This window comes from Oerskovia sp. PE-21s (assembly GCF_056158145.1).
This window is the reverse complement of record NZ_JBUXJM010000001.1, coordinates 187,925-213,586: the sequence shown is the minus strand read 5'-3', so window position 1 is coordinate 213,586 and position 25,662 is coordinate 187,925. Positions and strand designations below refer to the sequence as shown.

At 72.7% G+C, this 25,662-nt stretch carries 22 protein-coding genes; 13 read left to right on the top strand and 9 right to left on the bottom strand.

Annotated features, from left to right (window positions below):
* Window positions 1–74: 74 nt before the first annotated feature.
* The gene (locus tag ACZDYF_RS00905; protein WP_475051889.1) at window positions 75–2,657 is read left to right on the top strand and encodes a helicase-associated domain-containing protein; all 2,583 of its coding nucleotides are present in this window, start codon (window positions 75–77) and stop codon (window positions 2,655–2,657) included.
* A gap of 48 nt (window positions 2,658–2,705) precedes the next feature.
* Window positions 2,706–4,373, top strand: a complete 1,668-nt coding sequence (locus tag ACZDYF_RS00900) for a DNA repair helicase XPB (protein ID WP_191789502.1) — start codon at window positions 2,706–2,708, stop codon at window positions 4,371–4,373.
* Window positions 4,374–5,030: 657 nt separating this feature from the next.
* Here ACZDYF_RS00900 and ACZDYF_RS00895 read toward each other — a convergent pair.
* Complete coding sequence (locus ACZDYF_RS00895) at window positions 5,031–5,630, bottom strand: TetR/AcrR family transcriptional regulator (RefSeq protein WP_475051883.1); 600 nt, start codon at window positions 5,628–5,630, stop codon at window positions 5,031–5,033.
* A 119-nt stretch (window positions 5,631–5,749) separates the two neighbouring features.
* Here ACZDYF_RS00895 and ACZDYF_RS00890 point away from each other — a divergent pair, with 119 nt between their 5' ends.
* Window positions 5,750–6,703: an alpha/beta hydrolase family protein gene (locus tag ACZDYF_RS00890; RefSeq protein ID WP_475051875.1), complete on the top strand. Its 954-nt coding sequence runs from the start codon at window positions 5,750–5,752 to the stop codon at window positions 6,701–6,703.
* A gap of 553 nt (window positions 6,704–7,256) precedes the next feature.
* Here the strand turns inward: ACZDYF_RS00890 and ACZDYF_RS00885 are convergent.
* From ACZDYF_RS00885 to ACZDYF_RS00870, 4 genes are all read right to left on the bottom strand, one after another.
* A complete protein-coding gene (locus ACZDYF_RS00885; protein ID WP_475051872.1) occupies window positions 7,257–8,282 on the bottom strand; it encodes a hypothetical protein in 1,026 nt (341 codons plus the stop codon).
* Window positions 8,279–8,860 (bottom strand): SigE family RNA polymerase sigma factor, encoded by a 582-nt coding sequence (locus tag ACZDYF_RS00880; RefSeq protein ID WP_475053151.1) that lies wholly within the window; start codon window positions 8,858–8,860, stop codon window positions 8,279–8,281. Before ACZDYF_RS00880 ends, ACZDYF_RS00885 begins: the two co-directional genes overlap by 4 nt.
* Before the next feature lie 436 nt (window positions 8,861–9,296).
* Window positions 9,297–10,202 carry an alpha/beta fold hydrolase gene (locus tag ACZDYF_RS00875; RefSeq protein WP_475051868.1) on the bottom strand — a complete coding sequence of 302 codons (906 nt, stop codon included), beginning with the start codon at window positions 10,200–10,202 and terminating at the stop codon, window positions 9,297–9,299.
* Window positions 10,195–11,220, bottom strand: a complete 1,026-nt coding sequence (locus tag ACZDYF_RS00870) for an NADP-dependent oxidoreductase (protein WP_475051863.1) — start codon at window positions 11,218–11,220, stop codon at window positions 10,195–10,197. The genes ACZDYF_RS00875 and ACZDYF_RS00870 overlap by 8 nt, the downstream gene beginning before the upstream one ends.
* A 108-nt stretch (window positions 11,221–11,328) precedes the next feature.
* On the opposite strand from ACZDYF_RS00870, the gene ACZDYF_RS00865 reads away from it, so the two are divergent.
* Window positions 11,329–11,736 carry a winged helix-turn-helix transcriptional regulator gene (locus ACZDYF_RS00865; RefSeq protein WP_191789508.1) on the top strand — a complete coding sequence of 136 codons (408 nt, stop codon included), beginning with the start codon at window positions 11,329–11,331 and terminating at the stop codon, window positions 11,734–11,736.
* Between the two features lie 199 nt (window positions 11,737–11,935).
* Here ACZDYF_RS00865 and ACZDYF_RS00860 read toward each other — a convergent pair whose 3' ends face one another.
* A complete protein-coding gene (locus ACZDYF_RS00860; protein ID WP_475051856.1) occupies window positions 11,936–12,637 on the bottom strand; it encodes a DUF5701 family protein in 702 nt (233 codons plus the stop codon).
* A 169-nt stretch (window positions 12,638–12,806) separates the two neighbouring features.
* Here ACZDYF_RS00860 and ACZDYF_RS00855 point away from each other — a divergent pair, with 169 nt between their 5' ends.
* Both ACZDYF_RS00855 and ACZDYF_RS00850 read left to right on the top strand, forming a co-directional pair.
* The gene (locus ACZDYF_RS00855) at window positions 12,807–14,930 is read left to right on the top strand and encodes a TPM domain-containing protein (RefSeq protein WP_475051853.1); all 2,124 of its coding nucleotides are present in this window, start codon (window positions 12,807–12,809) and stop codon (window positions 14,928–14,930) included.
* A gap of 84 nt (window positions 14,931–15,014) precedes the next feature.
* On the top strand, window positions 15,015–15,812 hold the full coding sequence (locus tag ACZDYF_RS00850; protein WP_191789510.1) for a PspA/IM30 family protein: 798 nt from the start codon (window positions 15,015–15,017) through the stop codon (window positions 15,810–15,812).
* 74 nt (window positions 15,813–15,886) lie between these two features.
* On the opposite strand, the gene ACZDYF_RS00845 is transcribed toward ACZDYF_RS00850, so the two are convergent.
* Both ACZDYF_RS00845 and ACZDYF_RS00840 read right to left on the bottom strand, forming a co-directional pair.
* Window positions 15,887–16,183: a Dabb family protein gene (locus tag ACZDYF_RS00845; RefSeq protein WP_475051850.1), complete on the bottom strand. Its 297-nt coding sequence runs from the start codon at window positions 16,181–16,183 to the stop codon at window positions 15,887–15,889.
* An 87-nt stretch (window positions 16,184–16,270) separates the two neighbouring features.
* A complete protein-coding gene (locus ACZDYF_RS00840) occupies window positions 16,271–17,029 on the bottom strand; it encodes a type 1 glutamine amidotransferase (protein ID WP_475051846.1) in 759 nt (252 codons plus the stop codon).
* Between the two features lie 147 nt (window positions 17,030–17,176).
* On the opposite strand from ACZDYF_RS00840, the gene ACZDYF_RS00835 reads away from it, so the two are divergent.
* Window positions 17,177–17,785 carry an NYN domain-containing protein gene (locus ACZDYF_RS00835; protein WP_204809824.1) on the top strand — a complete coding sequence of 203 codons (609 nt, stop codon included), beginning with the start codon at window positions 17,177–17,179 and terminating at the stop codon, window positions 17,783–17,785.
* Window positions 17,786–17,866: 81 nt separating this feature from the next.
* On the opposite strand, the gene ACZDYF_RS00830 is transcribed toward ACZDYF_RS00835, so the two are convergent.
* Window positions 17,867–19,066 carry a winged helix DNA-binding domain-containing protein gene (locus tag ACZDYF_RS00830; RefSeq protein ID WP_475051838.1) on the bottom strand — a complete coding sequence of 400 codons (1,200 nt, stop codon included), beginning with the start codon at window positions 19,064–19,066 and terminating at the stop codon, window positions 17,867–17,869.
* Between the two features lie 170 nt (window positions 19,067–19,236).
* Here ACZDYF_RS00830 and ACZDYF_RS00825 point away from each other — a divergent pair, with 170 nt between their 5' ends.
* The 6 genes from ACZDYF_RS00825 to ACZDYF_RS00800 all read left to right on the top strand — a co-directional run bounded on the left by ACZDYF_RS00825 (window position 19,237) and on the right by ACZDYF_RS00800 (window position 25,658).
* Window positions 19,237–19,986, top strand: a complete 750-nt coding sequence (locus ACZDYF_RS00825; RefSeq protein ID WP_030144130.1) for a response regulator transcription factor — start codon at window positions 19,237–19,239, stop codon at window positions 19,984–19,986.
* Window positions 19,983–21,719, top strand: coding sequence for a sensor histidine kinase (locus ACZDYF_RS00820; protein ID WP_475051835.1), 1,737 nt, complete (start codon window positions 19,983–19,985; stop codon window positions 21,717–21,719). The genes ACZDYF_RS00825 and ACZDYF_RS00820 overlap by 4 nt, the downstream gene beginning before the upstream one ends.
* A gap of 62 nt (window positions 21,720–21,781) precedes the next feature.
* Window positions 21,782–22,519, top strand: coding sequence for an HD domain-containing protein (locus ACZDYF_RS00815; protein WP_475051832.1), 738 nt, complete (start codon window positions 21,782–21,784; stop codon window positions 22,517–22,519).
* 200 nt (window positions 22,520–22,719) lie between these two features.
* Entirely contained in the window at window positions 22,720–23,010 is a 291-nt protein-coding gene (locus ACZDYF_RS00810) for a WXG100 family type VII secretion target (RefSeq protein WP_475051827.1), read from the top strand.
* A gap of 72 nt (window positions 23,011–23,082) precedes the next feature.
* On the top strand, window positions 23,083–24,684 hold the full coding sequence (locus ACZDYF_RS00805) for an outer membrane protein assembly factor BamB family protein (RefSeq protein WP_475051822.1): 1,602 nt from the start codon (window positions 23,083–23,085) through the stop codon (window positions 24,682–24,684).
* A 20-nt stretch (window positions 24,685–24,704) separates the two neighbouring features.
* Window positions 24,705–25,658: a 4'-phosphopantetheinyl transferase family protein gene (locus ACZDYF_RS00800; RefSeq protein WP_475051816.1), complete on the top strand. Its 954-nt coding sequence runs from the start codon at window positions 24,705–24,707 to the stop codon at window positions 25,656–25,658.
* Window positions 25,659–25,662 lie beyond the last annotated feature (4 nt).

The following is a 25,662-nucleotide window of genomic DNA, read 5'->3' as shown; positions in this document are numbered from 1 at the left end:
ATATAGGTCAGGCTCCCGTCCGCGCGAGGGGTGCCCGAGACGGGAGAACCCCCGACCCGCGTAACATCGGACGGATGGCCTCAACGCCTCCGGCTCCGCGCCGGACCTTCCCCGAGGCTCTTCGCTCCCGCAGCGACGAGCACCTCGTCGCGCTGCTGCTGCAGCGCCCTGACCTGGCCACTCCTTCGCCGTCGACGCTGCGCTCGCTCGCAGCACGTGCCACCAGCCGTACCAGCCTGGACCGGGCGATCGCCCGGCTCGACGCCCTCGAGCTCCAGGTCCTCGAGTCCGTCCTCGTCCTCGGGGACCAGCACGCTCCGCGGACGCCGACGTCCCGCCCCGCCACCTCCCGGCCCGCCACCCGCCCCGCGGGCGAGGACACGGCCGTGACGGTCAACCGCGTCCTCGCGGCGCTCGGTGCGAACGACGGGGACGCACCGGTCGTGCGGGCCGCGGTCGCGCACCTCGAGGAGGCCGCGCTGCTGTGGGACCGTGACCCGTCGTCGCGCACCGACCTCGCGGTCGCGCCGGGCCTGTCCGAGGTGCTCGGCCCCTACCCCGCGGGCCTCGGCCCCGCCGACCCGTCGTCGCCGCTCGCCGCTCCACCCACCGGCGACCCGGCGTTCGGCCCGCCCGGGACGACGACCCTCGGCGACCTCCTCGCGGACGCGCCGCCCGGAGCCCGCAACATCCTCGACGCCCTCACGTGGGGGCCGCCCGTGGGCGTCGCGCCGCGCGCCGACCCGGCGGGCCGTGAGGCGACGACCTGGCTCCTGCGTCGGCGCCTCCTGCTCGCCTCGGACGAGCGGCACGTCGTCCTGCCCCGCGAGGTCGCCCTCGCCCTGCGCGGGGGCCGCACGCACGCCCGGCCCCTCGCGCACCCGCCCGAGCCCGAGGCCCCGCACTTCGCCGAGGACACCATCGCCGCAGAGGCCGCGCGCGCGGCGCAGGACGCGGTCCGGCTCGTCGCCCACCTCCTCGCCCTGTGGCAGGCCTCGCCGCCGAGCGTCCTGCGCGCGGGCGGGCTCGGGGTGCGCGACCTGCGCCGTCTCGCGACGACGCTCGAGGTCGAGGAGCCGACGGCCGCGTTCGTCGCCGAGCTCGCGCTCGCCGCGGGACTCGTGGTCGACGACGGCGAGGACCCTCCCACGTTCACCGTCACGGTCGCGGGCGAGGACTGGCTCGACCTCCCCCTCGCGCCACGCTGGGCGCTGCTCGCCGCGGCCTGGGCAGGCTCTGGCCGCACGCCGTGGACCGTCGGCAGCCGCGACGAGCGCGGCACGCTGCGCGCGGCGCTCGAACCCGACCTCAGCCGCCCGTGGGTCCCGCGCCTGCGCTTCGACCTGCTGTCCGCGCTCGCCGACCGTCCCGGGACGGCGCTGACCTCGGCCGACCTCCTGGCCGTCCTGCGCTGGGGTTCGCCCCGGTCCGTCCCACCGGTCCAGGCCATCGAGGGCCTGCTCCACGAGGCCCACCTCCTGGGGGTCACGGGGGTCGGGGCGCTCGCCCCCACGGGCCGTGCGCTCCTGCTGCCCGACGGCGCCACGCCCGCCGTGCAACCCGGCGCACCCGCGGCGCCGAGCAGGTCGGGAGCGCCCGCGCTCACGTCCGCGGAGACGACGCTCGCGACCGCCCTCGAGTCGGTCCTGCCGCCCGAGGTCGACGAGCTCCTGCTCCAGGGCGACCTCACGGGCATCGTCCCGGGGCGTCCCAGCACGGCTCTCGAACGGCTCCTGGAGGACGCCGCCGAGGTCGAGTCGCGCGGGGCCGCGATCACGGTCCGCTTCACGCCCGAGTCCCTGACCCGGGCGTTCGACGCGGGCCGCACGGCGGACGACCTGCTGGCCGACCTCGCAGGCCACTCCCGGACGACGCTCCCCCAACCTCTCGACTACCTGGTCCGCGACACGGCCCGGCGCCACGGGCGGTTGCGGGTCGGGAGCGCGTCGAGCTACGTGCGTGCCGAGGACGCCGCGCTCCTGACCGGTCTCGTCGAGGACCCGTCGCTGCGACACCTCTCGCTGTTCCGCATCGCGCCCACCGTCCTGGTCTCGCTCGTCCCCGCGGCGACGCTCCAGGCCGCGCTGCGCGACCGCGGCCTCGCCTCGACCGTCGAAGGACCTGACGGGCGGGTCGTGCGCACCGAGCGGCTCCGGACCACAGCGCGTTCCCGCGTGGGCGGGCGACGCCCGCTGGACACTGCCACCCGGGGGCGCTCCGCCGTCGGGCCGGCGGTGCACCAGGAAGATGCCGCAGCCCGGCGCGAGCGGTACGCCGAGCTCGTCCCTCGCCTGCGCGCGGCCGACGACGCGGCCCTCGCCGCACCACCTGCGGCGACGACCCGTGACGACGTCGTGCCCGAACCTCGCGGAACAACCGAACCCCCCGCGGCGTTGGGACTCCTGCGCGACGCGATCGACGCGGGCGACCACGTGGTCCTCGAGACGATCGACCCCACCGGTCAGCCGACCCGGCGCCGCGTCAAGCCCCTCGTCCTCGAAGGCGGCCGCCTGCGCGCCCTGGACCCGGCGCGCGACGCCGAGCTGACCGTCGCCGTCCACCGCATCGCGGGCGTCTTCACCGACGCCCCCGCCCCCACCCAGGACGCGTCGACCGACACGACCACGAACGCGTCGGCGGGGGCGCCGAACGACTAGCCCGCACCACCCGCGTCACGACACGGCGCACCACCCGGAAGGACGCCCATGGCCGACGGCCCCCTGATCGTGCAGAGCGACAAGACCTTGCTGCTCGAGGTCGACCACCCGCGCTCGGGCGACGCCCGACGGGCGATCGCCCCCTTCGCCGAGCTCGAACGCGCCCCCGAGCACGTCCACACCTACCGGCTCACGCCGCTCGGGCTGTGGAACGCGCGCGCCGCGGGGCACGACGCCGAGCAGGTCGTCAACGTGCTGCTCGAGTACAGCCGCTACCCCGTGCCGCACGCGCTGCTCGTCGACGTCGCGGAGACCATGGCACGCTACGGGCGGCTCCAGCTCGTCGCGCACCCCACGCACGGGCTCGTGCTCCAGGCGACCGACAAGGCCGTGCTCGCCGAGGTCCTGAAGTCCAAGCGGACCGCGGGCCTCGTGGGCGACCGGCTCGGGGACGACTCGGTGATCGTGCACCCGTCCGAGCGCGGCCACCTCAAGCAGGTCCTGCTCAAGCTCGGCTGGCCCGCCGAGGACCTCGCGGGCTACGTCGACGGCGAGAAGCACCCGATCGACCTCTCCCCGACCGACCCGGCGCACGAGGACAAGCCCTGGGCCATGCGGCCCTACCAGCAGCAGGCCGTCGAGGGCTTCTGGCACGGGGGCAGCGGCGTCGTCGTGCTCCCCTGCGGCGCGGGCAAGACGATCGTCGGCGCCGGAGCCATGGCCAAGTCCGGCACGACGACCCTGATCCTCGTGACGAACACCGTGAGCGCGCGCCAGTGGCGCGACGAGCTCGTACGACGCACCACGCTCACCGAGGACGAGATCGGCGAGTACTCGGGTGCCCGCAAGGAGATCAAGCCCGTCACCATCGCCACCTACCAGGTGCTCACGACCAAGCGGAAGGGTGTCTACACGCACCTCGAGCTGCTCGACGCCCGCGACTGGGGACTCGTGGTCTACGACGAGGTCCACCTGCTGCCCGCCCCGATCTTCCGCATGACCGCCGACCTCCAGGCCCGCCGCCGCCTGGGCCTGACCGCGACGCTCGTGCGCGAGGACGGACGCGAGGACGAGGTCTTCAGCCTCATCGGGCCCAAGCGGTACGACGCCCCCTGGAAGGACATCGAGGCCCAGGGGTACATCGCGCCCGCGGACTGCGTGGAGGTGCGCCTCACCCTGTCCGACCGCGACCGCATGGCGTACGCGACCGCCGAGCCCGAGGACAAGTACCGGCTCGCGGCCACCGCAGCGGGCAAGAACCGCGTCGTCGAGCAGATCGCGGCCGCGCACCCCGACGACCAGGTCCTCGTGATCGGCCAGTACCTCGACCAGCTCGAGGAGCTCGGCGACCACCTCGACGCGCCCGTCATCACAGGGGCCACGACCGTGCGCGAGCGCCAGCGGCTGTTCGAGGCGTTCCGGTCCGGGGAGATCTCCCGGCTCGTCGTGAGCAAGGTCGCGAACTTCTCGATCGACCTGCCCGAGGCGTCGGTCGCGATCCAGGTGTCCGGGTCGTTCGGGTCGCGCCAGGAGGAGGCCCAGCGCCTGGGACGCATCATGCGCCCCAAGCAGGACGGCCGCACCGCGCACTTCTACGCGGTGGTCTCGCGCGACACCGTGGACCAGGACTTCGCGGCGCACCGCCAGCGCTTCCTGGCGGAGCAGGGCTACGCCTACCGCATCGTCGACGCCGAGGACCTGGGCGTCGTGCAGTGACCGGTGGGGACCCGGGCGTCGTCTAGCAGAGGGGCGCGAGGCTCGCGGGGTGGTGGGTGTGTTTGCGGCGGACTGGCAACATTCGTTGCCGCTCCGCAGCAGGACACCCCCGCCCCTGCGCCCCGACCGCGGGTCGAGCCCGCGCCGCTCGGGGTGCCGCGTCTCAGAGCTCGCGGTAGTAGTGCACGAGCGGCAGCGCGGTAAACCCGCACACCTCGTACACCGCGCGGGCGGCCCCTACCCGTCGTCGCCTCCGGTCCAGACGCTCGCGTAGGCGCACCCGGCCTCGCGCATCCCGTGTCCCGACCGTTGCTCCTCAGGAGGAGTGGGACGACTACGAGTGGGCGTGGACGGGGGCACCCGCTCGCTGGGCGGTCGAGAACCCGGACCACCCCGAGGCGCGTGAGGTGCTCTCCGCGGTCGAGACGCACCGCGACGGCTGGCTCCAGGGATACCGTGGCGGTCTCGGGTTCGTCACGCTGGTCCTGCACCCGGGTCGGGCGTCCGTCACGAGTCCTCGAGGAACGGCCCACCGGTAGCGGTGTCTGGACTCCGCTGGACCGACCGGTCGTCGGGCGTCGGGCAGCGCAGCAGTAGGTCGCGTGATTCTCGCAGGGCTTCCTGTCGTGCTCCGCGCGAGGAGGCGATGGGCCTGAGTCAGTGAACTCTTGGGCTCAGCACGCCTGAGACGAGCAGTTGTACGAGAACGGCGGCGTCGTACCGGTCATCGACCGCTGCACCGATGCAGAGGTTTCCGATGCCCTTGAGCACGTTGTACGCATCCACCGGCGGAGCTGTATCCATGGGCTCCAGCGCTGCCTCGAGGAGGGCACCAGCTACCGGCACGAGACGGCCGACGAAGTAGGCGTGCAACGCGTCGGACCCTGCGCTGTCTCCTTGCAGTGCGGCAGCGAGCCCGTGCTTGGTGACGAGGAACTCCACGAACAGCGCCACCCATGCCCGCAGGGCTGCCTCGGGCGTCTCGCTCTCCGCGAGCAGCCGTGGGCCAGCGTCAGCACATGCCTCGACCTGGTGCCGGTACACCGCCACCACGAGCTCTGCGCGCGTCGGGAAGTGACGGTAGATCGTCCCCACGCCGACGCCGGCCTTCGCTGCGATCTCCCGCACTGGAGCATCGACCCCGGACGTCACGAACACCGCTGCCGCTGCGTCGAGGAGCGCCTGCTCGCTCCGGCGCGGACGGCCCGCTCGGGGTGCCCCCGCACTGCGCAACTCGTCGCCCTGGGTCTCAGCCACGCCTGTCCTCACCGATTTCTTCGCCCATGGATTGCATTACGGAGCGACGTTCCGTAATGTTTCGGAACGGTGCTCCGTTCGAGGGTACTGCAGAGCGCGCCCTTCGGAAGGACCCCGTCATGACCTCATCGCTCCTCGACTCCCTGGACCGCACCATCGGTGCCGGCGCCCCGGTCGTCTCCGTCGCTCCGATTCAGCTGTTCGCCCCGGATCGACCGGTCCCGCTGGAAGTGCGCGCATCTGCCCCCGCCACAGGCGCGAATCTCCCCGTCGTGGTGTTCTCCCATGGCAACGGATGGAACTTGGATGGGTACGCGCCGCTCACAGCGTTCTGGGCCTCCCGCGGGTTCGTCGTGATCCAGCCCACCCACTTGGACTCGCGCCGCAACGGCTTCGGGTTTGACCACCCGGTCTTCCCGACGATCTGGACGGAGCGAATCGCGGATCTCGTACGCGTACTCGACCAGCTCGACGCCGTCGAGGCCGCGGTCCCCGGCCTGGCCGGGCGCATCGACCGCAGCCGCGTCGCCGCGACCGGTCACTCCTGGGGCGGCCAGACGGCGCAGTCGCTTCTCGGCGCCCGAGTCTTTGACGAAGCGGGTCATGTCGGGGCGGACATGGCCGACGGGCGCGTCACCGCTGGCATCCTGTTCGCCGCAACCGGAGTCGGTGGGGATGACCTGCACCCGTTCGCGCAGGCGAACTTCCCCTTCATGCGCCCCTCGTTCCAGGAGCTGACGACGCCGACCCTCGTGGTCGCGGGCGACCACGACCAGTCGAAGATGTCCAGCCGGGGCCCTGACTGGTTCACCGACGCCTACACCTACAGCCCCGGCGCGACAGACCTCCTCACTCTCTACGGCGCAGAGCACGCGCTCGGTGGAATCGTCGGATACGAAGTCGCCGAGACCACCGACGAGAATCCGGAACGGGTCGCAGTCGTCCAGCGGATGAGCACCGCCTACCTTCGGACCGCTCTGCACGTCGACGAGAACAGCTGGCCGGCCGCCCGCGCCGCACTCACGACCAGCACCGAGCCGATCGGACGCGCCGACAGCAAACGACAGGCGTAGCCGGGCCCGTCGCCACGCATCAGCGGTCGTCTGCGAGAGCCCGACGGCAGCACATGATCGGCACCGCACCTGCGGGCGAATCCGCACGCTCGACGCGAACACGGCGTCGACGGCGGCGGAGAGGGTCGTCGAGTCGGCAGAGAGCGCGGCGTTTGTGTCATTGACGACCGTTTGTCCGGCGGCGCGGAAGAAGGTCGTGCGACGTCGGAGCTACGCCAGTTCTCAGACGGTCGCGTCCGCCACGGCCGCGTCGCTGCGGCCTATGCGGTTCGCCAAGCATGAGCCGAGGGTCGCGGCGGCGCCGGCGGCGAGAAGCAGCAGTGCGGCGGTGAGCAGTGTCTCGTGCACGTGCTCCCCGCGTTCGTGGACCCCTCGGGCAGAGTCAGAGTCTTCGCTGTCCAGAGGGCGGGCGGAGCGTGTGGTTCCGTACCAGCCGTTGGCCCACGCGACGAGGTTGGCGACGCCGAGCGTCCCGCCGCACAGAACCACGGTTCGTAGCCGTCACCCTGGGCATCGGCATACCAGCCGGCGGGAGCCTGCATGGTGGGGTCGCTCACCATGTGGCCGGGTCCATCGACAGGCCTTGCTCCTGGAGGTAAGCCCGCGAGGCCTCGAGCGCGGCCTGCTCGACGGGACGTCGCAGCTCGAGGTAGTCCCTGGCGCGGGTGATGTACTCGCTCTCCTGGGCAGCCTGGATGTCCGCGAGCCGCTGGACGGTCCCGAGCTCGTCCTTGCACGCAAGGTCGATCTCACCGATCCGGATCACCTCGTCAGGGGACGCGTCACGCACCCCGGGAGGGACCATTCCCTCGTCTGGCCCAGGGGGTTCGACCCCTCGCCCTGCCAGACACTGCTTCCACTCGTCGACGACACCGATCCCCTCCGGCGTGGTAGTCGCCGGGGTGACACCGGTCGGAGCCACCGCCTCGAACTGACCTGGGTCGTAGGAGAGCCCGGCTTCGATCACCTGACCGAAGCACGAGCGCTGCTGCTCGATGGCGGCCTCGTCCTCTACCCGAGCGCGAAACCGGTTGGGACTCTCGACGGGTTCTTGGGTGTAGCCGTCCGTCGCGAGCGAGCCGTGACGCCACAGGCCGAAGCCCGCGCCGTCGAAGGTCTTCTCTGCAGGGACAGGACCCACGAGCTGCACGAGATCCTCGTAGCCCGCTGCGGTCATGCACCGCGCGACGAAGACGTCCCGTGCGGTATCCATCTCGGCGCGCTCCTCGGCGCCGACGAACCAGCCGTCCAGAGGGGTCGTGATCGTCCCCGCGTCCTCGTCGACGATCGCCCGAGCCGGTTCCGCGGTCGCGCTCTGCGTAGGGTCCGGGCTCGTCGTTGCGATGCTCGTTGCGGGCATGAGCAGAGCCTCACGGGGTGGTGGTGCCACGAGGTCCGGGACGGTCACCGCAGCCACGGCCACGACGGTGGCGACAGCCAAGGACGCCGCGGCACGGCGGCTCCGGGTCCGGCCTGCCCGGCGGCGTGCGACGTCGAGGGCGAGGTTCGGATCGATCGGCGCTTCTGGCAGCGCCTCGTCCACGAGCTCCCGCAGACGTGTTGAGAAGTCGTCGGTCACGGCGTGCTCTCCGCTCCATCGATGGGGTCTGACAGGGCCCGGCGTAGTGCGGTGAGCCCGCGTGCGCCGGCGGACTTCACCGTGCCGCGGGCGATCCCGAGCTCGACGGCGACCTCGGCCTCCGACATGTCGAGCAGGTGGCGCAGCACGACCACGCGCCGCTGCTTGACCGGAAGTGCGCGAAGTGCCCGGGTGAGCTCGTCGCGCAGGACGATCTCGGTGCTGCGGTCGCTCTCGCCGTGGTCGGGCAGCTGGTCCTGGGTGAGCAACAGCTCACGGCGGGTGCGGCGCCAGGTGTCGATGCGCAGGTTCGCCAGGATGCGCCGGGAGTAGGCCATCGGGTCGCCGTCGCGGGCGCGGCCCCACGCGCGGTAGGTCCGCTCGAGCGTCGCCTGGAGCAGTTCCTCCGCGCGATGCGGATCGCCACTGAGGAGCGTCGCGATCCGTCGCAGCGTCGCACCGTGCTCAGCCACGAAGGCCACGAACTCGGCGTCGCGCGACCGTCCGGAGACGACCACGTCGACGACGGCACCCTCGGCCTGCCAGTCCTCCTCGACGTCCACCTCAACGCCGACCATCACGCCACACCCTCATACCCCCATCACGCAGCAACAGGGCATCCGGTTCCACCCACATCATCTGAGTTCGCACGATCGGGATCTGCGTCATGAAAGCGAACCCGATACCTCGGACTCTCCAGAGCATGACTGACGGGTGCGAGTTGTTCGACGAGGCAAAACCGACCGTTTGGCAGGCGTTGCATGAATGGGTTCTGCGACGTCGTAGAACCCCGGGCTTTCGCTGCGTGGGCGACGAGGAGACCCCTGATCTCGCGCCAGCATCTTGGGCGAGCCAGTGGTCTCGTCACCACGAGAATCTGAGCGACCGAGCGCATGTCGAGCAGGTCCGCCGGGACCAGCCCGCGGCCTCTTGGCGGTCCAGGATGTCTCGACCGATCGACGGTGGCGCTCGGCGGCTGATCGTAGACGTTCTCCTGCTGTAAGGGGCCCGGGGTCAGGCGTCGAGGTGTGCCAGGAGCGTGGGGATGAAGTCGCGATGGTGGTGGAAGACGCCGCCGTGGCCTGATCCCGGGTAGATGGTGAGGGTGCTGTCGGGGATGCGGGCATGCATGTCGCGGGACAGTGCGGTGGGGACCATGCGGTCGTGGTCACCGTTGGCGATCAGCGTCGGCGCCGTGATCGCCGTAAGGTCCTGTTGCCGCTGGCGGCCCCAGGCCTTGATGCCGGTGATCTGGCGCCGGAATGCGGTCAGAGTGATGGGGTCGTCGCGGTCCATCACGCGTTCGCGGATCCTTATGAGGTAGTCCTTCGCAGCGGCCTTGCCTGCGGGCGTGCGGGGGAAGAAGAGGAACTCCTTGACGTCGGTGCGGGCGAGCGCGGCGCGGACCATGTCGACGTAGATGTAGGCGCCGCCGGTGGGGTGGTCGATCCCGGTGCCGCCCGCGGGCCCGGTGCCGGTGAGGACGAGCCTCCGCACGAGTCCGGGATCGTCGAGGGCGACCTGCTGCGCGACGAACCCGCCGAGGGAGAAGCCGAGCAGGTCGATCCTGGTGAGGCCGAGCGCGGCGACGAACGCACGCGCGGCGTCGGCCATGCCCTCGACGGTCAGGGGGACGGTGCCGGTCGATCTGCCCACTCCGGGTAGGTCTAGGGCGATGACGCGACGACCGGCGGCCAGGGCGTCGACGACGCGCGGGTCCCACTCGTCGAGGGTGGCGCCCAGGTGGGTGAGGAGCAGGACCGGCGTCCCTACGTCGGCGCCGAGCTCGCGGTAGGCGAGGGTGTCACCGGCGACGTCCAGATGGAGGGTGGGGGCGGTGACCCAGGTCATCGCTCGTGCTGCGCCGCTGACGGTCTCGCGGATGCGATGGCTCGCCGGGGTGGCGGGTGCGTCAGGCATGGTTGACGCCCCCCTCGGGGGTCGTGGTGACGAGGATCTTGCCGCGAGCTCGACCAGCGAGGAGCTGATCGAGTGCGACCAGGGTGTCGTCGAACGGCAGGACGCGGTCGACGACCGGGCGCAGGACGCCGTCGTCGACGAGCCCGGCAGCCGCGGCCAGGGCTTCGCCGTCGGGCTGGATGAACAGGAACCGGTAGCGCACGCCGAGGCGCCGGGCCTGCCGCCGCAGGCGGAGGCTGAGGACGGCGAGCGCGGCCTTGACGACGCGTCCCGCGCCGGCTTGGTCGGCCAGGTGCGGGTCGGGTGTCCCGGCGATCCCGACGACGAGGCCGCCGCGACGCAGGACACGGAGGGAGCGGGTGGTGATGTCGCCGCCCTGGGTGTCGACGACGATGTCGACGGGGACGTCGGCGAGCCGTTCGACGAAGTCCTCGCTGCGGTAGTCGATGACGACATCGGCGCCCAAGGCTCTGACGAGGTCGGCGCTGTCGGCCGATGCCGTCGTGGCGACGGTGGCACCCAGGTGCTTGGCGAGCTGGATCACGGCCGAGCCGACTCCGCCGGCCCCGCCGTGCACGAGGACGGTCTGCCCCGGCCGGACCTGACCGAGGGTGACGAGCGCCTGCCATGCGGTCAGGGCGACGACGGGCAGGGCGGCAGCGTCGACGAGAGGGATGCTCGACGGGGCGGGTGCCAGGGCGGCGGCGTCGACGGCGACGACCTCGGCCCAGGAGCCCATGCCGACGACGCCCGTGTAGCCGTAGACCCGGTCACCGGGGCCGAAGCCGGTCACGTCCTCACCGACGGCGATGACCTCGCCGGAGAGCTCTCCACCCATGACCTTGGGCAGGTCGAGGTGGAAGACGGCCTTGAACTCGCCGATGCGGGTGCGCTCGTCGGCGTGATTGACCCCGGCCGCGACCATCCGCACGAGAACCTCGTGCGGGGCCGGCATCGGCTCGGGCATCTCGACCGCCCGGAGCGGCTTTCCGTACGTCTCCAGGACGAAGGCCTTCATCGTGTCTCCTCGGGCCGGCCGAAACCAGCCAAGTAGTTGCATTGTGTTACTGCTTGGTTTCAGCGTAGAGTGAGTGATCACGAAGTGCAACTACCTGGATGGAGGGCGATGATCTCCGAACCGCGATCGTCGTGCCCGATCAATCGCAGCCTGGAGCTGCTCGGTGATCGGTGGAGCCTGCTGATCCTGCGTGATATCGCCTTGCACGACCGGCGGTCCTTCCGCGAGCTGCTCACCGGCAGTCAGGAGGGCATCAGCGCGCCTGTCTTGTCGCGCCGCCTGGCCGACCTCGTCGATCAGGGCCTCCTGACGAAGGCCGAGACCGCCCGCGGCAAGCAGGGCAGGTACTCGCTCACCGAACTCGGACTGGCGACGATGCCGCTCCTGGTCGAGCTCGCACACCTGGGAGGGCGGCTCGACCCCTCCACCCGCGCCTACGCGCCCGACATCGGCGACGGCCCCGACGCGATCGAAGCAGCCGTCTCCGCCCTGCGCGCAGCGCACATCGGCCCCTGACGCGCGCCACCGCCTGTGCCGGCCATGCAGGCACCAGCAGAACCTCGACGCCTTCACCGGACCTGGCGGCCTCGACGAGCGCGACGTCGTCGCGAGAAGGCGTCCGGCACCTGCGAGGACCGCCCCGGGCTCACCCGAGTGCTCGCCGGCCTGCGCGAAGGAGACCCCCTGGTCGTCGAGCTCGCGCGCGGCGCCCGAGCTACCCCTGCGGCGTCCCGACACGACCCGCGCCCGACGCGAAGCCGAGCCACGTGTGCCGGTTGCCGGCCCAGCACCAGCCGACCTTGGGCGCACCGCGGCGTTCCTTGCCGTCGCGGCCGGTGCCGTTCGAGATCCACACGGCGGGCGTGCGGGAGTCGAGGCGTCCCTCGTCCTTGCGGAGCCGCGACCCGATCGTCATGTAGCAGTGGTTGCGCTCGACGACGTCGGGTGCCTGGAGCGCCCAGTGGATCCCTTCGCTGAGGACGAGCGGCGTGCGGCCGCGTCGGGTGATCTCGGGCAGCGCCTCGTCGGGCGACCAGTTCGCCATGTCGTCGCCGCGGTCGACGTCGGTCACGACGTACAGCGGACCGCCCGGCAGGGTGAGCCCCTCGAGGGGTTCGAAGCGGTCGACGTCGTCCATGTCGACGACCACGAACCCCTCCTTGTCGCCGAGCCTCAGCAGGGGTGCGAGGGCGGACGGCGGGGCGAGGCGGGGGTGCACGGTGAGCAGCCCGCCGTCGGGTGCGCCGTGCGCAAGGTGCCCGACGGCGTCACGCACCTCGTCCACGGCCAGCCCGGCGAGGGTGTGGACACCGAGGGCGATCAGGCGCTCGGCCTGGTCGGCCAGCGGCGGCAGTGCCGCGCCCGGGCTCGTCGGGTGCGCGGGCATGGTCGTCGTGGTCGTGGTCATGGTCGTCATGCGTTCCTCTCGTCGACGTCCTCTCCACAACACAGTACGCCGTACGAACATTCCCCACGCGGGCTTCTCGACGCCTGCCGCACGCATCCGGCGGCCAGGTCGGGTGAAATGCCCCCTGCTGTCCCGTTTCGCGATTGCGGGCCCCGCACCGGTGGGAAAGGATCACGAAGTGGCCTTGTCGTCCGTCTCCCCCGCACTCCATCACCCGTCCCGCCCTGGGCGCCGGCCCGTCCTGCGACGCGGTCTGTCGATCGGCATCGCTGCTGCGCTGACCCTCACCGGCCTCGGTGCCGCCTCGCTCACCGCACCGGCCGTGGCCTCGCCGGCCACTGCCTCGCTCCCCGCCGAGCAGCCCCTCGACCTCCCGGGCCGCATCACCGACCCGGCGGGGGTGCTCGGCGACCAGACCGACGAGGTCGAGGCCGCGATGGACCGCCTGGAGGAGGACACCCCGTACCAGCTCTTCGTCGTCTACGTCGACACCTTCGACGGGCAGGACGCGCAGTCCTGGGCCGCTGCGACGGCCAACCTGTCGGGCATGGGCAGGGACGACGTCCTGCTGGCTGTCGCGACCCAGGACCGGCGCTACGACCTGTCGGCCGACCACAACATCGGGCTGTCCGAGGCGTCGCTCGACACGGTGCAGGAAGCGATCGAGGACCGGCTCAGCCAGGACGAGTGGGCAGGTGCCGCGGTCGCCGCGGCCGACACCCTGCGCGCCGAGGCGACCGGCTCGTCGTCGTCGGGCGGCTCGGGCTGGCTCGTGGCGCTCGTGGTCGGCCTGCTCGCCATCGCGGGCTTCTTCGTGGTCCGCGCGATCCTGAACAAGCGCCGTGGGACAGCCGCGAAGCCGGGCGGCGCGGACGAGGCAGACGAGCTCGCCCAGCTCCCCACCGACGAGCTGAACCGCCGGGCGAGCTCGGCCCTCGTCGCGATCGACGACGCCATCAAGACCTCCGAGCAGGAGCTCGGCTTCGCACAGGCCCAGTTCGGCCTCGAAGCGACGAAGGAGTTCCAGGTGGCGCTCGAGACAGGCAAGCAGAAGGTGTCCCAGGCGTTCGCGCTGCGTCAGCAGCTCGACGACGACACCCCGGAGGCCGAGCCCCAGGCCCGCACGATGATGGCGCAGATCATCGCGCTGTGCACCGAGGTCAGCCAGTCCCTCGACGCCGAGTCCGACCAGTTCGACGAGCTGCGCGACCTCCAGGCCCGCGCCCCGGAGGTCCTCGACACGGTCGAGCGCCGCGCGGGCGAGGTCGAGGCTCGCGTCGCCCCGGCCCGCAGCACCCTCGCGGCCCTGTCCACGACCTACCCTGCGGCGGCGCTCGCGTCGGTGTCCGCGAACCCCGACCAGGCCCTCCAGCTCGTCGCAGGCGCCCGCGAGGCCGTCGCCGCGGGCCGTGCGGCTCTCGAGGGCAAGGACCGGGCGTCCGCCGTCGCGCACGCCCGCGCGGCGGAGAACGCCGTGGGCCAGGCCGTGACCCTCCTCGACGCGATCGACTCGGCCGGCGAGGTCCTCGCGCAGGCCAACCAGCGACTCGACGTCGCGGTCGCGTCGATCACCGCCGACATCGCCGACGCAGCCCGCCTGGCACCGGCCGACCCGACCGTGACTGCCCGCGCCGCCGAGGCCCAGGCCGCCGTGGCCGAGGCCAGGACCGCTCGCGACGGCGGCGACCCCATCGCGGCGCTGCGCCGGCTCACCGACGCCGAGGCCGCGATCGACGCCGCACTGGCTCCGTTCCGCGCGAGCGCCGAGCAGGCAGCACGCGCCGCGGCGCTCCTTCGCGACACGATCGGGCGCGTCGACTCCCAGATCCGCGCGACGAACGACTTCATCGAGACCCGACGCGGCGCCGTCGGGCCAGAAGCCCGCACCCGGCTCTCCGAGGCGATCCGCTACCTCGGCGAGGCCCGCGCCCTCCAGCCCTCCGACCCCGTGCGCGCGCTCGCCACCGCCCAGCAGGCCGACACGCTCGCCCAGACCGCGGCGCAGCTCGCCCAGCGCGACGCGTCCGCGTGGGAGTCCCAGCAGAACGACGCCGGGATGTTCGGCGGCGGCACGGGAGGCGGCGGGAACAACGTCGGCGGCATGGTCCTCGGCGGCATCCTCCTCGACCAGATCCTGCGCGGCGGTGGCGGCGGACGCCGCTCCGGAGGCGGGTTCGGCGGGGGCTACGGCGGCGGAGGATTCGGCGGCGGCGGCTTCGGCGGGTCGTCGAGAGGCTCGTCGGGCGGCCGGTCCTCCCGGGGCTCGTCGGGCGGCCGGTCCAGCAGAGGAGGACGGTTCTAGGGGCCGACCGCGGTCCCCAGGTCGAACGGCAACCACGCACGACAGCACCGCGTACCCGCATCCACGAGCAGGAAGGCACGACCCATGGCAGAGAAGCAGAGCATCTTCGGACGCATCACCCAGCTGGCCAAGGCGAACATCAACTCGCTGCTCGACGGCGCCGAGGACCCGCAGAAGATGCTGGACCAGCTCGTCCGCGACTACACGAACAGCATCGCCGACGCCGAGCAGGCCGTCGCGCAGACCATCGGCAACCTCCGGCTCGCCGAGCAGGACTACAACGAGGACGTCGCGGCCGTGCGCGAGTGGGGCGACAAGGCCGCCGCCGCGTCAGCACAGGCCGACCGGTTCCGCGCCGAGGGGAACGCCGCCAACGCCGACAAGTTCGACAACCTCGCCAAGGTCGCGCTCCAGCGACAGATCTCCGCCGAGGGCGAGGTCCGCCAGGCCGAGCCGCTCATCGCGTCCCAGCGCGAGACCGTCGAGAAGCTCAAGACCGGCCTCGCGCAGATGAAGGGCAAGCTGGGCGAGCTCAAGTCCAAGCGCGACTCCCTCGTCGCCCGTCAGAAGTCCGCCGAGGCGCAGCAGACCGTCCAGGGCGCGATCAGCTCGATCAACGTCCTCGACCCCACGAGCGAGGTCTCCCGCTTCGAGGAGAAGGTCCGCCGCGAGGAGGCCAAGGCGCTCGGGCAGGCCGAGGTCGCCGCGTCCTCGCTCGACGCGCAGTTCGAGGAGCTCGAGGCGTCAGGAGCGAACATCGAGGTCGAGGCACGGCTCGCGGCGCTCAAGAGCGGCGGGTCCTCCCCCGCCCCGCAGATCACGCCCACGACCGTGACGTCGATCGAGGCCGGTACCGAGGACGCGCCGTCCGGGGGCTGGTAGGCATGTCCCTCGACGGACGACGGCGGCCGGTGCCCTGGTGGGGCGCCGGCCGCCGCCGTGTCACGAGCACCCGCTCAGGTCGGCAGCGGCTCGTAGTCGATCTCCAGGAAGTCCTCGACCTCGGGGACCCAGCGGTCCGCGACGAACGCCCGGTGGTCCGGGTGCCGGTCGTAGGCCGCGTAGGCGTCGGCGTCGGCGAACTCCATCGAGAAGCCGAACGTGAACGCGTTCTTGGCGCTCGTCTGGCGCAGCTGCTCGAACCTCTCGACGCCGGGGATCTGCGCCAGGACGCGCGCGTCGGTCAGGAAGGCGGCCTCGGCGGCGGACCCCGCGGGGTGGCGCAGGCGGAAGGCGACGGTGTGTCGGATCATGCCGACACCCTGCCACCGACCACCCGGTGGTGATCACCGGACACGCAGCAGGCGCGGGCAGCCCGGTGCGGCCGGCCGCCGCAGGACCTACGCCCGCACGACCCGGCGAGCGACGTCGTCGTGCACGACGGCGAGGAACGACTCCGCGAGCAGACGTCCCGTCTCCAGGACGTCGCCCTCGAACGGAGCGGCCTCGGCGAGGACGTTCTCGGTGTCCACGTCGCCGTGGTCCGCGGCCCAGCGGCGGACCGTGTCGAGCGTCGCCTCGGGGTGGAACTGGACGCCCAGCGCGGAACCGTGGCGGAACGCCTGGTACGGGTACATGTCGGACATGCCGAGCCAGGTCGCGTCCTCGGGCAGGTCGATGATCGCGTCGGCGTGCATGCTGAGCGTGAGCGAGCGGGCCCGCTTGCCGGTCCCTGCCGCGGCCCGAGCCAACGCCCCGAGCACCGGGTCCGCCTCCGCCCCCGACCTCCAGAACACGCGCGTCAGGCCGACCTCGCGCCCCGGAGGGGCCGCGACCTGCACGTGACCGCCACCCGCGACCGCGAGGAGCTGGGCGCCGAGGCACACGCCGAGCGTCGGCACCGCGGCGAGCACCGCGGCGCTCAGCAGGTCACGCAGCGCGGGGAGCCAAGGGGCCACGTCGTCGTCGTAGGCGGACATCCGTCCGCCCAGGACCACGAGGCCGCCGCCCAGGTCGGCGACGTCCGGCAGAGCGTCCCCCGCGAAGGGGCGCACGAGGCGGACGTCCGGCCCGAGCCGGTCCGCGAAGGTGTCCAGGGTGACGTCCGGGGAGTTCTGGACGACCGTGATCCGGACCGGGTCGAGAAGCTGGAGGTTCACCGCTGAAAGGTACTCGTAACCTGGGGTTCACATGCAAACCGTGCCCACGCCTCGGCGGGATCCGTGTCAGAGGACGGGTCGCCCAGCGCGCCGCGGGCTGCGACCGGACGGCCGGCCCGACCTGCCGTGACGGATAGGCTGGACCCCATGTCGGACTCCAGCACGTCGAACGGCCTCGTCAGCACGCAGGGTGAGGCCAGGCGGCGCACCTACCTGATCGTCGACGGGGAGAACATCGACGCGACGCTCGGCATGAGCGTCCTGGGCCACCGCCCCAACCCCGAGGAGCGCCCACGCTGGGACCGCATCGTCGACTTCGCGGCGAACCTGTGGGGCCAGGACGTCACGCCCCTGTTCTTCCTGAACGCGTCGTCCGGCCAGATGCCCATGGCGTTCGTCCAGGCGCTGCTCGCGATGGGCTACCGCCCCATCCCGCTGGCCGGGTCGAGCTCCGAGAAGGTCGTCGACATCGGTATCCAGCGCACGCTCGAGGCGCTCCAGGGCCGCCCCGGCGACGTGCTCCTCGCGAGCCACGACGGCGACTTCATCCCCCAGGTCGAGGACCTCCTCGAGGACGGCGACCGCCGCGTCGGGCTGCTGTGCTTCCGCGAGTTCGTCAACTCGCGCTTCTCCGAGCTCGCGTCGCGCGGCCTGAGCTTCCACGACCTCGAGGACAACGTGGGCGCGTTCACCACGGTCCTGCCGCGCGTCCGGATCATCCCGCTCGACGAGTTCGACCCGCTGCGCTACCTCTGAGCCTCCTCGGAGCCCGGGAGGGCGGGGCCGCGCACGTCGCGCGGTCCCGCCCTCGTCGTGTCCCCGGGCGGCGGGAAGCGCTCAGCCCCGCAGCTCGCGGTACAGCGGTGTGGGGAACGACGCCGTCACGCCCCCGCCGTCGAGCAGCCCGGTGATGCGCGCCGCCTCGGCGTCGACGGCCGCCGCAGCGTCCGTCCCGACGTCCTCGAGCAGGCGCACCGCGGGCGAGCCGTCGGCCCGCACGGCCCACGCCCCGACGATGCGCCCCTCCCACCAGACGGTCGCCCCGATGTTCCCGGCCGTGTCGAAGAGCTGTTCGCGGTGCGGCCCGAGGTACCAGTCGCGGTGCTTCCAGCCCATGGCCGTGGGGTCGAGCGAGGGCAGCAGGGCCACGTGACCGGCGGCGGCGTCCGGTGCGGGCGTCAGGTCCGTGGTCCGGAGCGCCACCCCGGCGCCGAGCCCGTCGAGCTCGACCTCACGCACGTCGAGCGCCGCGAGCGCGGCCCGCGCCTGCCCCAGGTTCCAGCCGGTCCACCACTGGAGGTCCGCGACGGTCGCGGGGCCGAAGGACTCGAGCCACGCGGACGCGAGCCGCACCCGCGCCTCGGCCTCGTCGATCTCGGTGATGCCGCCCGGCAACCAGTCCTCGACGGGGTGCCACAGGAAGCGGTTGGAGGACCACCCGCCGGTCGGCTCGCCCCGGACGATGCGACCCTCCGCCGACAGCAGCGACAGCAGCGGTGACGTCAGCGAGCGCCGCACGTCCCACGACTTGGTGGTGGTCGGCAGGAACGCGGTCCGCAGCACGGGGGCCCGCGCCGAGAGCTGTGCGCCCGTGAGGGGCCCGTGCTGCGCGAGGGCGTCGTGGACCTGCTCCTCGGCACCCGCGAGGAACGCCTCGGCGTCCCCGACCGGCGGGTCGGTGGGGATCGTCGCGAGCTCCTTGAGGAGCCTGGCCCGCAGCCGTCGCCCGACGGCGGCGCTCGCCCCCGCGTGGACGACGGGCACCAGGTCGCGCGCCACGACGAACAGGGTGCGGCGCATCGCGAGGACGCGCACGAGGGAGCGCCGCTCGTACAGGGCGGCCTGCACGTCCTCGACGCGCAGCGCGGGGACGCGCGCGAGGACCGAGAGGTAGACGCTGGGGGCATCCGTCGCGTGGAGCGCGACGAGGCGGTCGACGACGCCCTCGACCGTGGTCTCGGGTCGCGGGCCCGCAGCCCCGAGGTCGAGCTGGTGCGCGACGAGGCGCGCCCTGCGGTCGTGGTCGCTGATGCGCATCCTGGTCCTCGTCCTGGTCGTCCGCGCCCGTCCCGGGCCCGGGGCGTGCAGGCCCATGCAACCACCGTCCGCCGACACGGGCCGCGCGCCACCTGGCCGATGCTGCGCGCGCCATGCGTCGCACCGCTGCCGCCCAGGCGACTCCCAGGGTTCGGTCGCACACTGGAACCATGAGCGAACCCGAGGCACGGCTGGTCGTGGTCGACGACGAGCCCAACATCCGCGAGCTGCTGTCCACGTCCCTGCGTTTCGCCGGATTCGAGGTCTACGCGGCCGCGGACGGCACGAGCGCGCTCAAGCTCGTGCGCGAGGTCGAGCCGGACCTCGTGGTGCTCGACGTCATGCTCCCGGACATGGACGGGTTCACCGTGACGCGCCGCATGCGCGCCACGGGCCAGCACACGCCCGTGCTGTTCCTCACGGCACGCGACGACACGCAGGACAAGGTCACGGGCCTCACGGTCGGCGGGGACGACTACGTGACCAAGCCGTTCAGCCTCGAGGAGGTCGTGGCCCGCATCCGTGCGGTGCTGCGCCGTACGCACGCCGAGCCCGAGGACACCGCGGTGCTGCGCTTCGCGGACCTCGAGCTCGACGAGGACTCGCACGAGGTGCGCCGCGCGGGCCAGGTCGTGGACCTGTCCCCCACCGAGTTCAAGCTCCTGCGCTACCTCATGCTCAACGCCGGCCGCGTGCTGTCGAAGGCGCAGATCCTCGACCACGTCTGGCAGTACGACTGGGGCGGCGACGCGAACATCGTCGAGTCCTATATCTCGTACCTGCGCCGCAAGATCGACAACCTCACGGTGACCGGCCCCGACGGCACCGAGGAGCCCGTCCAGCCGCTCATCCACACCAAGCGTGGCGTCGGGTACCTGCTGCGCACGCCCCCGGAGTCCGGGAGCACCCGCCGGTCATGAGCACGCCCTCCTCGCCCGGCGGTCCGGCCGGAGCGCCGGGCCGCTCGGGCGCGCTGCCCCCGGTCCCACCGCCGCCCGGCCCGACGACGTCGCGCCCTCCCTCGGCACGCCCCGCCCCGGGCGAGGCACGTCCTGGGACGAGGGCTCTGGCGTCGGGCGCGAAGGACGGCGCGACGCCGCCCGCTCCCCCGCTGCCCGCGCCCGACGAGCCGCGCCCCTACGGCAAGTCCGTGCCCACCGAGAACTGGGGCTGGTTCGCACGCATCCCGCTGCGCACACGGCTCGTCACGATCATCATGCTGCTGCTCGCAGCGGGGCTGGGGATCGCGGCGGTCGCGACCAGCGCGTTCGTGTCGAACTTCCTGGTGGATCAGGTCGACGACCAGCTGCAGAACGAGGCGGTCGCGGTCGCGAACGCGCCGCTCCGGCAGGGTACGTCGAACAGAGCGTCGCTCCCGAGCGACTACTACCTCCTGTACCGGCTCGCGAACGGGAAAGCCCTCGAGGTCGTCCGTCCCGAGACCACGGAGCGGTACGGGAACCCCGACATCCCCGCACTGTCGGTCGACGAGGTCCGTCGGATGGAGAACGAGCACTTCACGGTCGGCGCAGCGACCACGCCGTTCGTCCCGACGATGCCGTCGGACTGGCGGGTCATGCCGCTCCTCATCGACGACGGCAACTCGGGGACCGTGTTCGTGGCACTGCCTCTCTCCGGCCTCCACCAGACCGTCCGCTACCTGGGGACGGTGCTCGCGTTGAGCGGACTGGGGATCGCCCTGATCGGCGGTGCGATCGCGTTCGTCGCCGTCCAGCGCGCCCTCAAGCCGCTGCGCGAGATCGAGGAGGCTGCCGCCGACATCGCCGGTGGCGACCTGACGCGCCGTGTCCGACCCGCCCCGCCGACGACCGAGGTCGGCTCGCTCGCGGACTCGCTCAACACGATGCTCAACCACATCGAACGGGCGTTCGCGGCCTCCGAGGCCTCGGAGGCGCGCATGCGACGCTTCGTCTCGGACGCGAGCCACGAGCTGCGGACCCCGCTCGCGACCGTGCGCGGCTACGGCGAGCTCTACCGCATGGGCGCCCTGACGACGCCCGAGCAGATGGACGACACCATGCGCCGCATCGAGGACTCCGCGACCCGCATGGGCACCCTCGTGAACGACCTCCTCGCGCTCGCGCGCCTCGACGAGGGCAGGCCCATCCGCCACGAGCCCGTGAACCTCGCGGCCCTGGCCCGCGACTCCGCGGGCGACCTGCACGCGCTGGACCCCACGCGCGAGGTGCGCCTCGTGGGGCTGGGCGGAGCGCCGGGGGACGCCCCCGCGGACGTCACCGTGATCGGCGACGAGGACCGGCTGCGGCAGGTCCTCGCCAACCTCATCGGGAACGTCTCGCAGCACACCCCGGCAGGCACCCCCGTGGAGATCGCGCTCGGGACGCAGGTCTCGGCGGGTGGGGCTCCCGTGGGCGTCCTCGAGGTCCGCGACCACGGGCCGGGCATCACGCCCGAGCAGGCGGCCCACGTGTTCGAGCGGTTCTACCGCGCCGACTCGTCGCGCAACCGTGCGTCGGGGGGCTCCGGGCTGGGCATGGCGATCGTCGCGGCCATCGTCGGGGCGCACCACGGGCACATCTCCGTGGCCCCCACGCAGGGCGGTGGCCTCACGGTTCATGTGGAACTCCCGACACAGGGCTACGATGGCGGGTCGTCGGCGGATCGGACGTAGGCTCGAAGGAGCATCCGCGCTCGACGACGCATCCTGTTCCCGCATCGAAGAAGGCTGATCTCATGGGCGTCACCACCTCTGACGCACCGCAGTGGTTGCTCACCTCCTGGACCCGTAGCTGCAAGGGCGCCGGGGCGAGCGCCCCCACCGAGGAGATCCTCGCTGTCGGCGAAGGGCTCCTCGAGCGCTGGAACCAGCCCGACCGCCACTTCCACAATCTGCGTCACCTCGCCGACGTCCTCGGACGTGTCGACGAGCTCGCGGAGGAGACGCACGACGCCGACGTGGTCCGCCTCGCGGCCTGGTACCACGGCGCGATCTTCGACGCGGCCCGCAAGGCCGCGTACGCCAACAAGGGGGGCGAGGACACGAGCGCGAGCGCGGCGCTCGCGTTCGAGCAGCTCTCGGGCCTGGGCGTGCCGGAGAAGGCGTGCCGACGCGTCGAGTTCCTCGTCAACGCCCTCGTGCGCCACGCGCCGGACCCCGCGGACTTCGACTGTGCCGTGCTGTGCGACGCGGACCTGGCGATGCTCGCGGCCGAGCCCCAGCGGTACAAGGAGTACCTGAAGGACGTGCGCGACGAGTACGCGCACATCCCGCAAGCGGACTACCTGCGGGCACGCACCGCGATCATCACCAAGCTGCTCGAGCGTCGTTCGCTGTTCTCGAGCCCGCTCGGTGCCGCGTGGGAGGAGCCCGCGCGCCAGAACCTGGACGCCGAGCTGCAGCGCCTGCGCAAGGAGCAGAAGAAGCTCGAGGCATCGGCCCCTCCCGCGCTGGTCGCACCCTCGCCGTCCTGAACTGTCAGCGGTAGCCGCGCGCTGCCGCTGGGCTGCGAGCCGTGCACAGGCACGCGTCCTGACGCCGCTCCCACAGGCCACGGGACGTCCCCTGCCCGACGGCGCCGTTCAGCTCTAGCGTCCTGCTCACCCGGTCGCGCGCCGCGCCCGGGGCGGGGCGCCGACCGGTGCCCCGCAGGCTCGGTGAGAGGCAGGACGGCATGAGCAGGTACGAGGTCGACAGTGCGCGGGTCGCGCAGGCGAGCGCCGCGGTCGGAGGGTCGGTGACGGCCATCCGTGCCGAGGTCGGGGCCATGATGCGCAACCTCCAGGACCTCCAGGCGAGCTGGCAGGGCGGCGCCGCGACCGCGTTCGCGGGCGTCATGGCCGAGTGGCAGGGCGCCCAGGTGCACGTCGAGACCGCGCTCGACTCGATCACGACCGCGCTGGGCTCCGCCGCCCAGACGTACGCGGACGCCGAGGCCCAGGCCGCACGGCTGTTCCTGCGCTGACGAGCCTCTTCCTTCGGTGGCGGGCCGCGGTGGCGCTCGTGGCGCGCTGCCGGGGCCGCTAGGCTCCGCTCCATGCGCCGCCGCCAGTCCGCCGCCTCTCGCACGGTGTCCTTCGAGGTCGTCGAGGACCTGGACGACGTTCTCTCGGCGCCGCCAGGTCCGACCGAGAGTGCGGAGGCTACCGGGTCCGACGAGTCGGCCGTCGCCACGGGCGGCGCGTCCGGTGCTGACGGCTCCCGTGACGACCTGGGCGACGGGGACCCCGGGGCAGGGGGCGGCGCGCCGTCGGGCAGGAAGCGTTGGAGACCGTGGGCCGCTGCTGCCGGTGTCCTCGCCCTCGTGGCCGGCGGGCTCGCGGTCGGCGGCCAGATCGAGGAGCGGCGCACGCAGTCGCGCCTCGTCGTGAGCGAGGGCGGAGTGCTGCCCTTCACGGGACCGCCGCAGGAGATCTGGTCGAGGGACGTGGCCGATCAGGTCTGGACGCCCTGGGGCGGGCTGCTCCTCGGCCGCGACGCCAGCGGTAGCGACGAGACCGTCACCGCCGTCGACGTCCTGACCGGGCAGGACGTGTGGGAGGCGACGGTCGGGCCCCAGGCGATCTGCGGTCGGAGCAGCTTCTGGCAACCGTTCGCCGTGGACGACGGTCCCCTCCTGTGCCTGTCCGGCGCCCTGGAGGTCATGACGGTCACGGCCCTGGACCCGGACGGGCGGGTCACGGGGCGCAGGGACCTCGGCACGGTCGACGAGGCGTCGGGCTACGCCGTCGGGCCCGGCAGCACGGTCGTGACGGTCCGTCGCGACGGCCCCGTCGGCCCGCCGGTCGGCCGGCGCGAGGTCTGGACCGAGAACGGGTCCCCGACGTTCGTCGACGTACCCGGAGGGCGAGGCGTCGTCGTGACCCTGGAGGACGCGCTCTCCGGGGACGTGCTCTGGGAGAACCGGGTCCCGTTCGTCGCGCCGGACGAGGTCTGGGAGTGCCAGGGGCGCGGGACCGAGCCCGTGCTGGCGCTCGACCAGGTGACCACCTGGACGACCGGCTACGTCGTCCAGGTCGACGGCTGCGGTATCAGTGCCTCGTTCGACGCCGGCGGTGCCCGCCTGGACGACCCGGCCGCCCCGGAAGACCGGGTCGAGCCGTTGACGGCGACCGCCGTCAACAGGTTCGACCAGACGACCACGCACACGACCGTGCTGGACCGAACGGGCTCCCCGGCGTGGGACGTCACCGGGCAGATCCTTCGCCCGTCCACGACCGACGGGACAGGTGAGAGCACGGTCTTCGTCGACGTCCTGGGCGGCCTGGCGGCCTTCACGCCCGAGGGCAAGGAGCTCTGGGACGTCTCGGCGTACGCGAGCAGGATGTACGTGCACACGAACGCCGTCATCGTCGTCGACGACGGCGCGAACGGCCTGACCGCGCTCGACCCGAGCACGGGCCGCAGGCTGTGGACCGTGCCCGGGGAGGACTCGATCTACCCGTTCGGTGTCGCGACCGACGGGTCCCAGCTGGTCGTCGTCGCCCACGGTTCCGACGGGGCGCCCCGGACCTCGGGACACGACCTGGCGACGGGTGACGTGCTGTGGACTCTCGATGAATCGCCGGGCCAGGGCCTGATCGGCTACCACGGTGCGCTGCTCCGCCTCTCCGAGGACTCCGTGGGCAGGGTCGGGTGACCCCGCCCCGACGACCTGGGGTGCCAGGTCTGCCGACGTCCCACCTCACCGCGAGCGTCACGGTCTGGTGCGCCCCTCCGACCTCGAGCCTGCCGGGCCAGGAGGCCTGGCTGTCGGCCGACGAGGCGTCCAAGGCGTCGAGGTTCCGCCGGGCGGTCGATCGCGACCGGTTCGTCACGGGACGGCTCCTGATCCGGGCCGTCCTCGGGGAGCGACTCCACCGGGCTCCCGAGGACGTCGACATCCGGCTCGGGGCGCGCAAGGGCGCGACGCCCGGCCGACCGTACGTCGACCCAGGGCCGTCGTTCTCGATCGCGCACGCCGGATCCTGGGTGCTCGTCGCCGTCGTCGATCCGGCGGCGGGGTCGTCTCTGCCCGGGACCGCTGCCACGGCGGTTCCGGGGGCCGGGCGGGACGTCGGGGCGGGGGTGGACGTCGGCGTGGACGTCGAGTCCACGGCCCCTGCGCGCGCTCACCTCACCGAGCTGCTCGACGCCGTCCCCCCGGGCGAGCGCCCGGCCCACGGATGGGACGCCGAGTCGTTCACCCGGTCCTGGGTCCGCCGCGAGGCCGTCCTCAAGGCGGTCGGCACAGGGCTCCTCGCACCGCGCGACGACCTCCTCCTGTCCCGCGCGGACCGGCCGGCCGGAGTCGTGCGCAGCGGAGGGCTTCTCCCCGCTCCCGACCTTCTCGTCGTGCAGGACCTCGAGCTCCCGGTGGCGAGGCCGTCCACCTCGGCAGACCAGGACGTCACCCTCGGCGGTCGGGAGCGTCACCCTCGGCGGTCGGGAACGTCACCGTCGGCGGACGGGGACCGGGGCGCAGGCGCCGGCGAGGGCGCGACCTACCTCGCCGCCGTCGCGCTCCGCTCGCACCGTGGCCCCGCCGCGCTCGGGAGCGTCCGGGTGGCCGACGGGGCCACGCTCCTCGCCCGGCACGGCGTCACCGCGCGGGCCGTGCTCGACCTGCCCTGAACCC

What these genes read in the sequence shown, in the direction of transcription:
- ACZDYF_RS00905 (WP_475051889.1), top strand. Translation starts at nt 75, where the DNA reads ATGGCCTCAACGCCTCCGGCTCCGCGCCGGACCTTCCCCGAGGCTCTT.
- ACZDYF_RS00900 (WP_191789502.1), top strand. Translation starts at nt 2,706, where the DNA reads ATGGCCGACGGCCCCCTGATCGTGCAGAGCGACAAGACCTTGCTGCTC.
- ACZDYF_RS00890 (WP_475051875.1), top strand. Translation starts at nt 5,750, where the DNA reads ATGACCTCATCGCTCCTCGACTCCCTGGACCGCACCATCGGTGCCGGC.
- ACZDYF_RS00880 (WP_475053151.1), bottom strand. Translation starts at nt 8,860, where the DNA reads ATGGTCGGCGTTGAGGTGGACGTCGAGGAGGACTGGCAGGCCGAGGGT.
- ACZDYF_RS00875 (WP_475051868.1), bottom strand. Translation starts at nt 10,202, where the DNA reads ATGCCTGACGCACCCGCCACCCCGGCGAGCCATCGCATCCGCGAGACC.
- ACZDYF_RS00870 (WP_475051863.1), bottom strand. Translation starts at nt 11,220, where the DNA reads ATGAAGGCCTTCGTCCTGGAGACGTACGGAAAGCCGCTCCGGGCGGTC.
- ACZDYF_RS00865 (WP_191789508.1), top strand. Translation starts at nt 11,329, where the DNA reads ATGATCTCCGAACCGCGATCGTCGTGCCCGATCAATCGCAGCCTGGAG.
- ACZDYF_RS00860 (WP_475051856.1), bottom strand. Translation starts at nt 12,637, where the DNA reads ATGACGACCATGACCACGACCACGACGACCATGCCCGCGCACCCGACG.
- ACZDYF_RS00850 (WP_191789510.1), top strand. Translation starts at nt 15,015, where the DNA reads ATGGCAGAGAAGCAGAGCATCTTCGGACGCATCACCCAGCTGGCCAAG.
- ACZDYF_RS00845 (WP_475051850.1), bottom strand. Translation starts at nt 16,183, where the DNA reads ATGATCCGACACACCGTCGCCTTCCGCCTGCGCCACCCCGCGGGGTCC.
- ACZDYF_RS00835 (WP_204809824.1), top strand. Translation starts at nt 17,177, where the DNA reads ATGTCGGACTCCAGCACGTCGAACGGCCTCGTCAGCACGCAGGGTGAG.
- ACZDYF_RS00830 (WP_475051838.1), bottom strand. Translation starts at nt 19,066, where the DNA reads ATGCGCATCAGCGACCACGACCGCAGGGCGCGCCTCGTCGCGCACCAG.
- ACZDYF_RS00825 (WP_030144130.1), top strand. Translation starts at nt 19,237, where the DNA reads ATGAGCGAACCCGAGGCACGGCTGGTCGTGGTCGACGACGAGCCCAAC.
- ACZDYF_RS00820 (WP_475051835.1), top strand. Translation starts at nt 19,983, where the DNA reads ATGAGCACGCCCTCCTCGCCCGGCGGTCCGGCCGGAGCGCCGGGCCGC.
- ACZDYF_RS00815 (WP_475051832.1), top strand. Translation starts at nt 21,782, where the DNA reads ATGGGCGTCACCACCTCTGACGCACCGCAGTGGTTGCTCACCTCCTGG.
- ACZDYF_RS00810 (WP_475051827.1), top strand. Translation starts at nt 22,720, where the DNA reads ATGAGCAGGTACGAGGTCGACAGTGCGCGGGTCGCGCAGGCGAGCGCC.
- ACZDYF_RS00805 (WP_475051822.1), top strand. Translation starts at nt 23,083, where the DNA reads ATGCGCCGCCGCCAGTCCGCCGCCTCTCGCACGGTGTCCTTCGAGGTC.